Source organism: Streptomyces sp. NPDC031445, from assembly GCF_055581365.1.
On the sequence record NZ_JBVIJO010000009.1, the window covers coordinates 188,461 to 202,228 of the forward strand.

Below are 13,768 nucleotides of genomic sequence, written 5' to 3' on the forward strand. Positions count from 1 at the left end.
GACACCTCCGGTGGGGCCGCGCTCCGTGCGGTGGTCCCGGGCTGCGGACGGCGAGCCGCCGGGACCGCTCAGCCCGCGGACGAGTGGGTGCTGGCCCAGCGGTCCGACAGCTTCGGTATGCGGTGGTCCAGCATCTTCGACGGCAGCTCCGAACGGTTGGCCACGTTGAGCTTGCGGTAGACCCGGGTGAGGTGCTGCTCGACCGTGCTGATCGTGACGTGCAGCCGGGCGCTGATCTCCCGGTTGGTGTACCCGAGCGCGGCCAGCCCGGCGACCCGGCACTCCGCGTCGCTCAGGATGGCGGGGCCGGCGTCGGAGTCGGTGCCGTCGGCCCGTACCGGGTCCTCCAGCAGGTGCGCGTCGACCGGCGACTCGATGCGGCACGCCTCGGCCTCCCGTGCCGCCTGCCGCGCCACCAGCCGCGCCCGGGCGTACTCGCCGAGTTCGTAGTGCGCCGCGGACAGGTCGGCGTACGCCTGGGCCAGCGCGTACCGGTCGCCGCACGCCTTGAGCAGGTCGATCGACTCGCGCAGCAGCGAGGCCCGGCGGTGCGGCTTGCAGGTGGCGGCCAGCAGGCGCAGCGCCATCGCGCGGGCCCTGGAACTGTGCCCCCCGGGCAGCCTCAGTTGTTCCTCGGCCCACTCCCGGGCGGTGCGGGCCTTTCCGATCCGCAGGTTGGCCAGTGCCAGGTCGGACCGCCAGGGGATGCCCTTCTGCAGGCTGGGATTGCCCTCCCGGAGCAGCCGCCCGCAGGTCTCGAAGTCGCCCAGCGCCGCGAAGGGCCGGTCGGTGGCGAGGAAGTGGTGCCCGCGGGCGCGCAGGTACTGGATGCCGAACACGGTGCGGAACATCGGTTCGGGCACGTCGTGCTTGAGCAGTTCCTCGGCCTCGACGTAGGAGCCCATGGCGGTGTGCGCGGAGATCGCCGTCGACAGCGGGAGGCCGATGAGCACCCCCCAGCTCTCGGCGCGCAGGGTGCCGAGCGCGGTGAGCGCCCCCTGCGAGGCGGTGGTCACGTCCCCCTGGAGCAGGGCGATCTCCGCCCGGATGGAGCCGAGCAGGGCCTGCCATGTCGTCGCCCGGCGTTCCGCGGCCCGCTCCAGCAGCGCCTCGCAGGCCTCGGCGGCGATCGCGGGCCGGTCGGCGTGGGCGACCGCGAGCAGGGACATGGCGACCAACTCCAGGTTGAGGTGGTCCAGTTGGTGGCCCTGGAGGGCCTGGGCGACGGCCGCGGCGGAGTCGTCGGTGGCCTCGCCGCCGATGAGCGCCGCCACTCGGGCGGCCAGTCCGCCGGCCCCGGCGTGCGCCTGCCGGCGGCGCGGGTCGAGGCCGGTCACGGGGGCGCCCTTGCCGGGGAGCGCCACGCCGTAGAACCACTGCCGCACGAACTCGACCTCGGCGACGATCTGGGCGTCGGCGGCCGAGTGCGCGTGGATGAGGGTGGCGACGGCCTGGGCGGCCAGTTCGGTGTCGCCCTGCCACAGCAGGTAGCGCAGGACCGTGGCGGCGTCCCGCATGCTCAGTTCGCCGGCGAGCGCCGCCTCGCGCAGCGGTTCCAGATGGGGGGCGGCCGCCGCCGGGTTGGTGCGCCACTCCGCGCGTGCGAGGGCCACCGACAGCGCGTGGCGTTCCTGTTCGTCGGTGCAGTCGCGCAGGACCAGGCCGAGGTAGTCGGTGCAGCGCTCCACGTCGTCCGCGGCGAGGGCCTGTTCCGCGGCGGTGCGCAGGACGCCCGCGCCCCAGCCCGCCGGGACGAGGTCCGCGAGCCGGAGGTGGTGCGCGACCTCGACGGCGGCCGCGCCGGACCGGTACAGCATCTGGGCGATCCGGCCGTGCAGCCGGGTGCGGGCGGCGGCCTCCATGTCCTCCAGCACCGCGGCGGCGGCGGTGGGGTGCCGGAAGGCGTGACCGTCCAGCAGGCCGGAGGAGTTGAGCACGTCCACGGCTTCCTGGGTGCCGGCCGGTGTGGTGCCGGCCAGGTCTCCCACGGGGACGGTGCCCGCCAGGGTGCCGAGCGCGGCCAGGGTCCGGGCCACCCGGACGTGTCCCGGCTCGCCGCGGTGCAGCAGGGACAGCACCGCCTGGCGGTAGGCGGCGCCGGCGATGGGCGGGCCGATCTCCGGGGCGAAGTGGGCGCTGTCGTCCAGCAGGGCGTGGACGAGGAGCGGGCTGCCGGCGGTGGCCCGGTGGTAGGCGTCGCGGACGGGTCTGGGCAGGGTCCGGCCGGCCTGCGCGGCGAGCAGTTCGCCGACGCTCGCCGCGGACAGGGGAGCCAGGCGCACGCGCCGGTGGGGCTGGCGGAGCAGCTCCGTGTGCGCGGGCGAGCGGGTCTCGGCGAAGTGCCCCGACGTGGCGCACACCACGAGGACCCGCCGGGAGCGGCCGCGGTGCAGCAGGTGGACGATGGTCTGTAACGAGGCCCGGTCCATGGCGTGGGCGTCGTCCACGGCGATGACCAGGGGCCGGTCGCCCCTGGCGAGACGCAGAAGCGTCTCGGTCGCGTTCTCGTGTCCGTCGGACGTGCCGGCGGGCTGGTGCCCGGCGTCCGCGGGCCGGCGGACGTCCCCCGAGGAGTGCGCCGCCGGCCGGGCGTGGTGTGACATCGCGCACTCCGCCTCGGCGTTGCGGAGCAATTGCCCGGCCAGGCTCATCGGCCGATCTCGTTCAGCCGAACCGGCGGTGGCGGTCAGTATGCGGGCGCCGGTGCTGTTCAGCGTGGTCAGGAATTCATGCACCAGCTGGGTCTTGCCCGATCCTGGGCCCCCTGTGATGATCACGAGACGGCCGTGTCCTCGCGCGCTGTCAGCGAACGCCTCACCCAGGGCCTGCAGTTCTCGCGTACGGCCGAAAAGGTGCATCGAGGATCCCCCTAGATTCATTTTTTTCGAGCGAGGTGGCGCCCCGTTTCCCCCCGGACGAGGCGGCGTCGTACGACGCGGCGTGGAGAGTTTGTAAGGCGACGGCACTGTCGCAAAGGCGGCGCGCCGGGCTGGCCTGGATTCGGTCGGAATGGCCCCTGACCGGCGGCGAAGAGTATCGCATCGATGACCCGAATGATTTCGGCCAATTTATGGCTGACTTTGGTTCGGATGTTCCCGGCTTTGCTGGTGAAGTACCGAATAAAGATTAGGTGCCCATAGCAGGCAGAAACGCTATCTGTCCAGGCCAACGTTGTCAACCGTCACTCCGGATGGCTTCCTGGCGCACTGCGGGCATGGTCCGCCGAGGCGTCCTTTTACAGTCTGTTGAATTACCGGTCGGTTAAAGAAAGGGGCCGGACGCGGTCAATCGTGACATCGGTCACGGGAAAGCGCTTCCGCTGCCCGTTCGGGCACAGACGATTGCCCCGGGGAACCAACTGAGCCCTTTAGGCCGGGACGGTATACGAAGTGGGTGTGCAGGTGTCCCTCCTGTCCCGTGCCCGAGAAGTGCCCCGGTTGCCCGCCACCTCACGCTTCCGCTGGTCACGCGCGGTTGATGAGCGGCGCGGGCCACGCCGGACCGGCAGCCGACCCGTGGGCCGGCCGCCCGGACGGGGCGGTGTGCGTCCACTCGCGGAACCAGGACCATCAACGGCGACGCGAGCGCTCAGTACTGGCTGATGGTCAGTGACGTCCGCCTGGGCGGCGACTGCTTCGGCGCGGTCCGCGTCCACACCGGCGCCGTCGAGGGGCCCGTCCCGCGCACCTGGGGCACCGGCGTTCGTCGGGCCGGGGAAGGCGTGGACGCGAGCGTCCGCGTCGCCGCCGGAAGCACGCCGAACCCGTCACCGCCGAGGGCTGCACCGACGACGCCTGGTCCTGCCTCCCCGGCTCTGCGTCCAGGGCCCGGCCCGGCTGGACGGCGTACCGGCCTGCGCCGGCCGGCGCGCCCCGACGGGTCCTTGGGTCAGGGACGCGTGAGGACGACCAGCTGCCGGGTCGCCCGGGTCATCGCGACATAGTGGTCGACGGCCCCTTCGATGCCCTCGCCGAACCTGTCCGGATCGACGAGCACGACCAGGTCGAACTCGAGGCCCTTCGACAGCTCCGGCGTCAGGGAACGGACCCGGGCGGCCGGCCGGAACGAGGGATCGCCGATGACACAGGCGATCCCGTCGGCGTGTGCCGCGAGCCAGGTGTCCAGGATCGCGTCACGCTCGCGGACCGAGCCGTGGACGACGGGGACACCGCTGCCGCGGATGGACGTCGGCACGTTGGCGTCCGGCAGCACGGCCCGGATGACCGGCTCGGCCTCCGCCATGATCTCCTCCGGCGTCCGGTAGTTGACGGTCAGGGACGCCTGCCGGATCCGGTCGAACCCGACCCGGGCGAGCCGTTCCCGCCACGATTCCGTGAACCCGTGCCGGGCCTGGGCGCGGTCCCCGACGATGGTGAAGCTCCGGGACGGGCACCGCAGGAGCAGCATCTGCCACTCCGCGTCGGTCAGTTCCTGCGCCTCGTCCACGACGATGTGCGCGAACGGCCCGGCGAGCAGGTCGGGGTCGGCGGCGGGCAGGGCGCTGTCGTCGACCAGGGAGTTGCGCATGTCCTGGCCGTGCAGCATGACCAGCACGCCTTCGCCGTCGTCGTAGCTGTGGGCTTCCAGCAGATTGTCCACGACCCGGTCCATGCGCTCGCGTTCGGCGGCGAGGGCGGCGGCGTGCCGGCGCTTTCGCCGGGCGGTCTCCGGGTCGCCGAGCCGCTGCCGGGCCGCGTCCAGGAGCGGCAGGTCGGACACCGTCCAGGCCTGGGGCTCCGCGCGCTGCAACAGCCGTACCTCCTCGCGGCTCAGCCACGGGGCGCACATCCGCAGATAGGCCGGTACCGACCACAGGTCCCCGACGAGATCGGCCGCCTCCAGCAGCGGCCAGGCGCGGCCGAAGGCGGTCAGCAGGTCCCTGTTCCGCAGCAGCGACCTGCGCAGCAGTTCGGGCGGGGCGTCACCGTCGTGCTTGTCGACCAGGATCGTGAGCAGTTCCTCCCAGACCTGCTCCCGTGCCTCGTTGTGCGGAGTACCGGGTTCCGCCGCGTCGAACGCCACGGCCCAGTCGTCGGCGCTCAGCCGGATGTCGGACCAGTGCGTGGTGACCGTCATCCCCTCGGCGGGCGGCTCCTCGTAGAACCTCACGGCCTTCTCGATCGCCCGCACCATGTCCGCGGACGATTTCAGCCGGGCCACCTGCGGATCGGCCTCGGCGACGGCCCCGGCGCCCTCGGCGACCAGGTCCCGCAGGGTGCACGTCTGCACGCCCTCCTCGCCGAGGCTGGGCAGGACGTCGGCGACGTAGGCCAGGTACGGCCGGTGCGGACCGACGAACAGGACGCCGCCCCGGCGGTGACCGAGCCGCGGGTCGGAGTGCAGGAGGTAGGCGGAGCGGTGCAGGGCGACGACGGTCTTGCCCGTGCCGGGGCCGCCGTCCACGACGAGGGCGCCGCGCGAACCCGCCCGGATGACGGCGTCCTGGTCGGCCTGGATGGTGCCGAGCACGTCCCGCATCCGTGGCGACCGGCTGCCGCCCAGACTGGCGATGAACGCCGACTGGTCGTCCAGCGCGGCGTGCCCGGCCAGCCCGTCCAGGGTGAAGACCTCGTCCCAGTAGTCGGTGATCCGGCCGTCGGTCCAGCGATACCTGCGACGGCTCACCAGGCCCATCGGCTGGGCGTGGGTGGCTCCGAAGAACGGTTCGGCCGCCGGGGAGCGCCAGTCGACCAGCAGCCGGCGGCCCGCGCTGTCGGTGAGCCCGAGCCGGCCGACGTAGACGGGCTCCCGGCTGTCCGCGCCGACCATGCGCCCGAGGCACAGGTCCAGTCCGTAGCGGCTCAGGGTGCGCAGGCGAGCGGTCAGCCGGTGGATCTCGGCGTCCCGGTCCATCGCCTGGCGGCCCTGGCCGCCCGGCGCCCTGCGCTCGGCGTCGAGACGGCCGGAGAGGTCGGCGATCGACTGCTCGAGACACTCCGCGATGGCCGTGAAGTGCCGCTCGTCGTCGGCGATCAGCGCCGGGTCGGCCTTGGCGGCGAGACGGCCGGGGAGGTCGAAGACACGGGTGGGCAGGGGAAGGATCACGTCAGGGGCTCCCTTGTGAGGCCGGTCGTGGCTGTGGCGGGCGGTGGGACGGGGTGGGGCGACGGGCGCGCGGCACCTACGCGCGGTGGTCCGTGCGCCGCGTGGCCGCTCCCGGTGCGGGCCGACGGGCTCGGCCGCGCGGCGCCGAGCAGCAGCCGTGCGGCCGCCGGCGCCCCGTCGGCGCGGACCCGGCCGGCCAGGTCCGCGACAGAAGTACACGCACTTCGTGAATCACCCGTTTCCCTGGCTTCCTGGCCTCGGCGGGCAATTCTGCGCTATGACCAGGGCCTTGCCGCAAGTCCCCCGGTGCGCTATAAGTTGAGAGTGGCGAGGAGTGGCTGACTCCTTGCCTTTCTCTTTCTCCGCAACACCCCCGCCCAGCAAGGTGCCGGATGCCCCACGGTGGGTGATTCTGTAGGAATGCGGGGTGAGCGAGGTGCGCGGCTCCGGGCGGCCTACGCCGCCTCCGGTCGCCGTGCCCTGCGCGTGACACTCGTGGCCGCAGCCGGCTTCTACGCCTTCCGCTACATCGCCGACCGTCCCGTGGCCGCGACCTACGCGCTGTTCACCGTGGTCGCGCTGGGCGGGCTGGCCAGGATCCCGGGCACCGGGCGGCAGCGCGCGGCCGTGATGACGCGCCTGCTGCCGGTGTGCTGGGTGCTGGTGGCCGCGGGCACCTACCTGTCGGTGCGGACCTGGAGCGCGGTCGCCGGCATGCTGGTGGTCGGCTTCACGCTGGCCTTCGCCGCCGTCGGCGGCCCCCGCCCGGCGGGCGCGGCGCCGGGCCTCCAACTGCTCTACATCCTCCCTTCCTTCCCGCCGTACGACCCCGGCTCGCTCGGCGACCGGCTGATCGGTACGACGACGGGGCTGGCCCTCTTCGTCGCGGCCGAGGCGCTGCTGTTCCGGGAGCCCGCTCCGCTGCCGTACCGGGAGCGCGTCGCCCGGGCGGCGGTGGTCGCCGAGCGGTGCGCGGCGAAGCTGGCGGCGCACCGGGGCGCCCTGTCCGGCGCCGACGTCCTGACGGCCCAGGAGATGAGCCAGTCGCTGCGCTCGCTCAACGTGCCCGAGGCGGAGCGGCCTGCGGGGCCCGGGGTGCGCGCTCGCGCCCTCGCCCACACCGGCCTGGCCACCCGCACCCTGCTCGGCAGGCTGGCCGAGCTGCCCCGGCTGCCGCACCGGGGCCCGGCGCCCGAGGTGACGGCCGTCCTGCGGGCGGTGGCGCGCACGGCCACGGCGACCACGAGCTGTCTGCGGACCGGGACGTCCCCCGCGGCACGGCAGCGGGAGCTGACCGTGGCACGCGCGGACCTGTCCGCCGTGTCCGAAGGCCCCCCGGCCACCCCGGCCGGCGCCTGCCTCCCGTCCGACGTCCTGCGCTGCCACGCCGCCGTGCTGGAGATCGCCGACGCGGCGCTGGCCATGGTCGCGGCGGCCGATCTGGCCGTGCGGGGCCGGCACGCCTCGGTGGAACTGCAGCCGGGCCGGTTCTGGTACGCGACCACCCGGGCGCCCGTGCTGTGGTGGCACCGGCTGCGCGGCCACGCCGGGCGCCGCTCGGTGTTCTTCCAGAACGCGGTCCGCATCGCCCTGGCACTGACGGCGGCCCGGCTGGTGGCCGGGGTGGACACGCTGCCGCACGGCTTCTGGGCGATGCTGGCGACCCTCACCCTGACCCGCACCACCTTGGGCGGGACCTGGAGCACCATCCGCCTGGCGCTCGTCGGCACGCTGGCCGGGGCCCTGCTGAGCGCCGGCCTGCTGATCCTCGCGGGCTCCGACACCACCGTGTACGCCGTCCTGCTGCCGCTGTGGATGCTGCTCGGCTTCACGGTGGGACCGGTCAGGGGCGTGGGATGGGCGCAGGGACTGTTCACCGTGCTCGTGGCGCTGGTCTTCGCGCAGCTCGCGCCACCGACCTGGCGGCTGGCGGAGGTCCGGGTGCTGAACGTGCTCATCGGCAGTGCGATCGGCGCGGTCTTCGGCGTGCTGGCCTGGCCCCGGGGCGGCCATGAGGAGCTGCGGCGCACGGCCGCGGACCTGCTGCGCAGGGCCGCGGAGATCGTCGTGGCCACCAGTGCCTCGGTGGCGTGCGGCACGGTGTCGCCCCCGCTGTCCAGGGCGCCCGGTCACCGCTGTCTGCAACGTGCCATCGTCCTCGCCGAGTCCGCGTACGCGCAGGTGCAGAGCGAGCCGACGCCGCCCTTCGCAGGCGGCGGGAACCGGGTGCGGCCGCCTGCCGTGGACTGGCAGGCGACGCTGATCGCCGGGCACCACACCCTGTGGGGCTCGGCACGGCTGCTGGAGCCGCCGCTCACCCCGCTGAGCCAGGCGGCGGCCCTGTCGGCCGGCATGCTGGGGGAGCGGGTGGCGGGCCGGATGCTGCTCGTCTCGGCGGCGCTGGACCCGGGGGACGACACCCCCGTCGCGGTGACACCGCTGATCGATCCCGCCCTCCCCGGCCTCGCCGCCGAGCCGCCCGGCGCTCCCCGCAGGTACTACGCGACCGTGGCGTGGCTGGACTCGCTCATGACCGACCTGGCACGCATCACCTACGCCGCCCCGTGGCAGCCCTCGGCGAGGGAGCCGGCGGACACCTCCTGAGCCGGGCCGCCGGTGCGCGGCCGTGCGCGTCCGGGCACCTCGTCGGCCGCTGTCGGCCCTGGTTCCGTGGCGCCCGCCGCCTTCCCGCAACCGGCCGGGGAGGCGGCGGGGCCGTTCGGATCAGGTGGCGCCCTGTGCCGTGACGCAGCCGATGGAACCGGCGGGGACGTTGTTGCCCGTCGACGTGGCGGTGAAGCCGAAGGTGACACTGCCGTCGGCGGGCACGACCCGGTTGTGGTCCGCGTTGCGGACCGTGACCGTGCCGTCGGTACCGGTGGACAGCGAGCCGTTCCACACGCTGTTGATCTTGGTGCCCGCTCCGGGCTGCCAGGCCACGGCCCACCCGTCGAGCGGCGTGGTGCCGTGGTTCATGACCTCGACGGAGGCCTGGAAGCCGCCGTTCCAGGAGTTCACCACGGAGTACGTGGCCATGCAGGAACCGGTGTGCGGATCCGTGGGAGTCGGCGTGGGCGTGGGTGTCGGAGTGCCGCCGGAGGTGCGGATGCCCGTCACCTCGCCGTGGCCGCCGTCGAAGGCGATGTCCGAGCAGGAGAAGAAGTTCTCCTGGCTGTCCGAACGTACCCACTGGATGAACAGCAGGGCGTCGCCGGACCGCCCGGAGGGCAGCTTCAGGTCCCAGTAGTAGTGCCCGCCGTCGGTGCCCGGCGAGCCCTGCTGCGGCGGGTTGGTGACCGTCTGGATCAGGTCCAGGTCGGCCCAGCGCAGGGTGGAGGTGGGCGACCAGCCGGGCTTGGTGACGTAGACCCGGAAGTCACCCGGGTGCGCCGCCCAGTTGCTGTACTGCGCCTGGATCGTCGCCCCGCTGGTCAGATGGGTGCGGGGCCAGTCCGAGCGGGCCGCGTTGTAGCCGCGGAAGTCGTACGGCGACTTGTCGCCCGCACTGCACAGGGTGCCGTCCGGGACGTAACCCGCGCCCCGGCCGCCGGCGTTGGAGTCGAGCACGGCGAACCAGTTGTACAGCGCCGTCGCACCGCTCTTGGCCAGCGCGTCCCGGCACGCCGGGTTGGTCGGGTCCAGCCCGCCGGTCGTGGTGTGCGCGTCCAGGTAGCACAGGTAGGTGCGGGATCCGGGCAGCATCGCCACCCCGTGCGCCTGGGCGCTGGTCTGCCCAAGCAAGGTCAGGGCGAGTGCCGCCAGCAGCGTCGACAGGGCCGCTGCCACCGACATCAGTCTGTTGCGTCGAGCCACGTTCAGCTCCTTCCGATTCGGATCAGACGGGGGGTAAACCCCGGGCGGCCGCCGTACCGGAGTACGCGGGGGCCGCCGGGACGTGGGGGTGGGGCGTGCCGGTGCCGTGGCCGGCGAACGCGCCGCCGGCACCGGGCCCCACGGCGGGGTGCGCGGTGAGCTGCCCGGTCAGGCCCAGCGCCAGGGTGGCGAGCGCCGCGCCCAGCGAGGCAGCCCGGTGCCGTCGGCGCCCCGGTCTCGGCCGGTGCGCGGGTGTCCGGCGGGCGGGGTGTGTCATGCGTCCTCCTCGTGCGGGGGTGCGGGTGGTGCGGGGCGCGTGCGGTCGGCGGGCGCACACTCAGCTCCCGGCGCAGTGCGGGGCGGGTGCGCCGGCGGTGCCTTCCGCGGTGAAGCCGAACGACGTGGTGGCGCCGGGCCGCAGGGAGCCGTCGAAGGCGGCGTTGCGGACGGTGGCCCGGCCGTCGGCCGTGGTCAGGGAGCCGTTCCAGAGGCTGGAGACGCGGGAGCCGTCCAGGTCCCAGTCCACGGACCAGCCCGTCAGCGGGGTCGGGCCGGTGTTCTCGACCGTCACCTCCGCCTGGTAACCGCCCTGCCAGGAGGAGGCCGTGCGGAACCGCGCGGTGCACGCCGCGGGCGCCGGGGTGGGCGCGGGGCCGGCACCGGAGTACGTCAGCCCGTAGCCGTACGGGAAGAGCGGGTCCTTGCCGTCACCGTCGTTGACCGGTTCCTGCGAGGAGGTACGCGGCCAGCTGACCGGCAGCCTGCCGGTGGGCGCGTAGTCGCCGAACAGGACGTCGGACACGCCGGCGCCCTCGGTGCCGGGCAGCCAGGCGGCCAGCAGCGCCTTCCAGTCGGGCAGTTGGGCGGAGACGTCGAGCGGACGGCCGGCGACGAGGACCACGACGACCGGCACCCCGCTCGCCCTCAGCCGGGCGAGGGTCTGCAGGTCCTCCTGGTCCAGTCCGAGCCCGCCGGGACGGTCGCCCCGGCCCTCGGCGTACGGGGTCTCGCCGACCACGGCGACCGCGGCGCGGTACGAGGAGTCGATGCCGTTGCCGTACCGGTCGTAGGTGACCCGGGACGGGTCGGTGACGGCGGCCCGGATGCCCTCCAGGACCGTGGTGCCGGCCGTGACGGGACCGCTGCGCCCCTGCCAGCCGACGGTCCAGCCGCCGCTCTGGTTGCCGATGTCGTCGGCGGACTTGCCCGCGACGAACAGCTTGGCCGACTTCGGCAGGGGCAGCACGCCGCCCTCGTTCCTCAGCAGCACCTGCGAGGCGCGCACCGCCTGCCGGGCCAGCTCCCGGTGCGCGGCCGAACCGACCGTGGCGGTGTACGAGCGGTCGGTGAACGGCCGCTCGAACAGCCCGAGTTGGAACTTCCTGGTGAGGATGCGCCGGTTCGCGTCGTCGATCCGGGACTGCGGGATGCGGCCCGCGGTCACCTCGCCGCGCAACAGGGTCAGGAACTTCTTGTAGTCATGGGGGACCATCACCATGTCGACGCCCGCGTTGACGGCCGTGGTGATCTCGGCGCCGGTGAAGCCGCTCTGCCCGTCGAGCTGGTCGACCGCGGCCCAGTCGGACACGACGAACCCGCCGAAGCCGAGTTCGCCCTTCAGCAGGCCGGTCACCAGGTACGCGTTGGCGTGCGACCGCACCCCGTTCCAGCTGCTGTACGACAGCATCACCGCGCCCACGTCACGGCGCGCCGCCTCCTTGAACGGCGGCAGGTGGACGGCGCGCAGTTCGGCCTCGGACACCTTCGTGTCACCCTGGTCCACACCGCCGGCCGTGCCGCCGTCACCGAGGTAGTGCTTGGCGGTGGCCAGCACGGACGCCGGCCCCTCGCCCGGCTTCCCGCCCTGCAGACCGGTGATGAACGTCGTGAGGGCGGTGGGCAGTTCGGGTGTCTCGCCGTACGACTCGTAGGTACGGCCCCACCGGTCGTCGCGGGCCACGCACAGGCACGGCGCGAAGTCCCAGTCGATCCCGGTGCCCGACACCTCCTCGGCCACCGCCCGCCCGATCCGCTGGACGAGCGCGGGGTCACGGGTGGCGCCGAGGCCGATGTCGTGCGGGAAGAGGGTGGCCCCGCGCACCGCGTTGTGGCCGTGCACCGCGTCGATGCCGTAGATCATCGGGATGCCGAGCGGAGTCGTCAGGGCCGTGCGCTGGAGTGCGTCGTACGTGTCCGCCCAGGTCTGCGCGTTGTTGGGGCTGACGGTCGAGTCGCCGCCGGAGAGCACGGAGCCGATCCGGTAGGCGGCGAGGTCGGACTGCGGGACGAGGGCGTCCTTCTCGATCTGCGTCATCTGGCCGAGCTTGTCGTCCAGGGTCATCCGCGCCAGCAGATCGGTGACGCGGTCCGGCACGGGCACGGACGGGTCCTGGTACGGCAGGACCGCGGCCGAGGCGGCGGCGGGCTCCGGTGCGGCGGCGGCCGGCGCGGTGAGGGCCAGGGCCGCGGCACACGCGGCCAGGGCCGTCACCGGGCGGCGGCGGGCGAGCGGGAGGCTCATGCGGGCGGGCCTTTCCGGGAACGGTCCGGGAACGGGGCGGCGCTGCGGTGGAGCCGGGAGCGGGGCGGCGCCGGGGTGGAGCCGGGGTGGAGCCGGGGTGGAGCCGGGACCCGCCCGATCGGCGGGTGCGGGACGAGCGGGTCCCGGTGCTGGTGGGGTGTCAGGCGGTGGCGCAGGCGGCCCCGTTCAGGCTGAAGCCGGAGGGCTTGGCGAACGTGCCGCCGTAGCTGCCCTGGAACCCGAAGGACACCTGACCGCCGGGCGCGATCTGCGCGTTGTAGGCGAGACCGGTCGCGGTGACCGCCCCCGAGGACGGCGTCACGGTGGCGCCCCAGGCGCTGGTGATCCGCTGCCCCGCGGGCAGGGTGAAGGCGAGCTGCCAGCCGCTGACGGGGGAGGAGCCGGTGTTGGTGACGGTGACCTCGGCGGTGAAGCCGCCCTGCCAGACGTTGGTCCCGTACGCCACCTTGCAGGCCGCCGGGCTCCCGGGTCCGCCCGGGCCGCCGCTGCCGGTGTCGACCGTGGAGGAGAAGGAGTTCACGGCCAGGCCGGCGCCGTTCTGCCAGGGCTCGAAGCCCGCCTGCACACTGGTCAGGTACCAGCTGTCCTGCGCGAGCCCGCGGGACACGGCCTGCCGGACGAAGTCCATGACGTCGAAGCTCCAGCTGGTGATCGCCGACGGCGCGACGAAGGACAGCACGTCGTTGCCGCCGTTGTTGCCGGACCACACCTGCCACTGGCGCCCGGCGACGGTCGCGGTGCCGACCTGCGAGCCCACCGGCTGGATGGAGCCCACCTTGTTGAACCACACCATGATCTCGGTCTTGTTGACGCCGTCGGTGCGGGGCGTGGGGTCGAGCCAGATGTCGTACGCGGCGTCGTACACCGCGTTGCTCACATAGCCGTAGGAAATGCTGGTCGGTGCGCGGGAGATGCTGCTGAGCCGGGCCGGGAGGTTCGTGCCGGGCGAGCAGTTGGTGTAGTGGCAGCCGTTGAAGACGGACGGGTAGGACTTCGGGGCGCCGTTCGTCGGCACCGAGCCGTCGGCCTGGGTGATGCGGAATCCGGAGTCCGTGACGCCGATGCACTGGGTCTCGGCGGTGCCCCAGCGGTTGTTCTGGACGACGTAGCGGTCCTGGATCGTCGTCGAGCCGTACTGTTCGCAGATCGTGGTGTCCGCCTGGGCGGCGGGAGCGACGGCGAGCAGCGCCGCCAGGGCGGCGAGCGCGGTGAGCAGGGCGCCCAGCAGGCCGCGCGCTCCATGGGCAGGGTGCTTGTACGGTCGCATGCGGGTCCTCTCCATGACGGTGAGGGGAGTGGGGGAGCGCTCCCGGGCGCAGCTGGATGGGAGCGCTCCCATTCCCTCCGTTGGGCAGGGACTGTAGGGAG

The 13,768-nt window shown here is 73.6% G+C and carries 6 protein-coding genes; 1 reads left to right on the forward strand and 5 read right to left on the reverse strand.

The window, feature by feature from the left end:
- Positions 1–68 precede the first annotated feature (68 nt).
- On the reverse strand, positions 69–2,858 hold the full coding sequence (locus tag ACZ5DC_RS23955; protein ID WP_468655768.1) for an AAA family ATPase: 2,790 nt from the start codon (positions 2,856–2,858) through the stop codon (positions 69–71).
- 1,030 nt (positions 2,859–3,888) lie between these two features.
- Positions 3,889–6,042: an RNA polymerase recycling motor ATPase HelR gene (helR, locus tag ACZ5DC_RS23960; RefSeq protein ID WP_468656102.1), complete on the reverse strand. Its 2,154-nt coding sequence runs from the start codon at positions 6,040–6,042 to the stop codon at positions 3,889–3,891.
- 423 nt (positions 6,043–6,465) lie between these two features.
- Here helR and ACZ5DC_RS23965 point away from each other — a divergent pair, with 423 nt between their 5' ends.
- Positions 6,466–8,649, forward strand: a complete 2,184-nt coding sequence (locus tag ACZ5DC_RS23965; RefSeq protein ID WP_468655770.1) for an FUSC family protein — start codon at positions 6,466–6,468, stop codon at positions 8,647–8,649.
- 120 nt (positions 8,650–8,769) lie between these two features.
- On the opposite strand, the gene ACZ5DC_RS23970 is transcribed toward ACZ5DC_RS23965, so the two are convergent.
- From ACZ5DC_RS23970 to ACZ5DC_RS23980, 3 genes are all read right to left on the reverse strand, one after another.
- Entirely contained in the window at positions 8,770–9,858 is a 1,089-nt protein-coding gene (locus ACZ5DC_RS23970; protein ID WP_468655772.1) for a lytic polysaccharide monooxygenase auxiliary activity family 9 protein, read from the reverse strand.
- Positions 9,859–10,195: 337 nt separating this feature from the next.
- A complete protein-coding gene (locus ACZ5DC_RS23975) occupies positions 10,196–12,379 on the reverse strand; it encodes a glycoside hydrolase family 3 N-terminal domain-containing protein (RefSeq protein ID WP_468655774.1) in 2,184 nt (727 codons plus the stop codon).
- Positions 12,380–12,539: 160 nt separating this feature from the next.
- Entirely contained in the window at positions 12,540–13,667 is a 1,128-nt protein-coding gene (locus ACZ5DC_RS23980; RefSeq protein WP_468655776.1) for a glycoside hydrolase family 12 protein, read from the reverse strand.
- Positions 13,668–13,768 lie beyond the last annotated feature (101 nt).

Excerpts from the sequence above, each read along its gene's own strand:
- ACZ5DC_RS23955 (WP_468655768.1), bottom strand. The coding sequence starts at position 2,858 with ATGCACCTTTTCGGCCGTACGCGAGAACTGCAGGCCCTGGGTGAGGCG.
- ACZ5DC_RS23965 (WP_468655770.1), top strand. The coding sequence starts at position 6,466 with ATGCGGGGTGAGCGAGGTGCGCGGCTCCGGGCGGCCTACGCCGCCTCC.
- ACZ5DC_RS23975 (WP_468655774.1), bottom strand. The coding sequence starts at position 12,379 with ATGAGCCTCCCGCTCGCCCGCCGCCGCCCGGTGACGGCCCTGGCCGCG.
- ACZ5DC_RS23980 (WP_468655776.1), bottom strand. The coding sequence starts at position 13,667 with ATGCGACCGTACAAGCACCCTGCCCATGGAGCGCGCGGCCTGCTGGGC.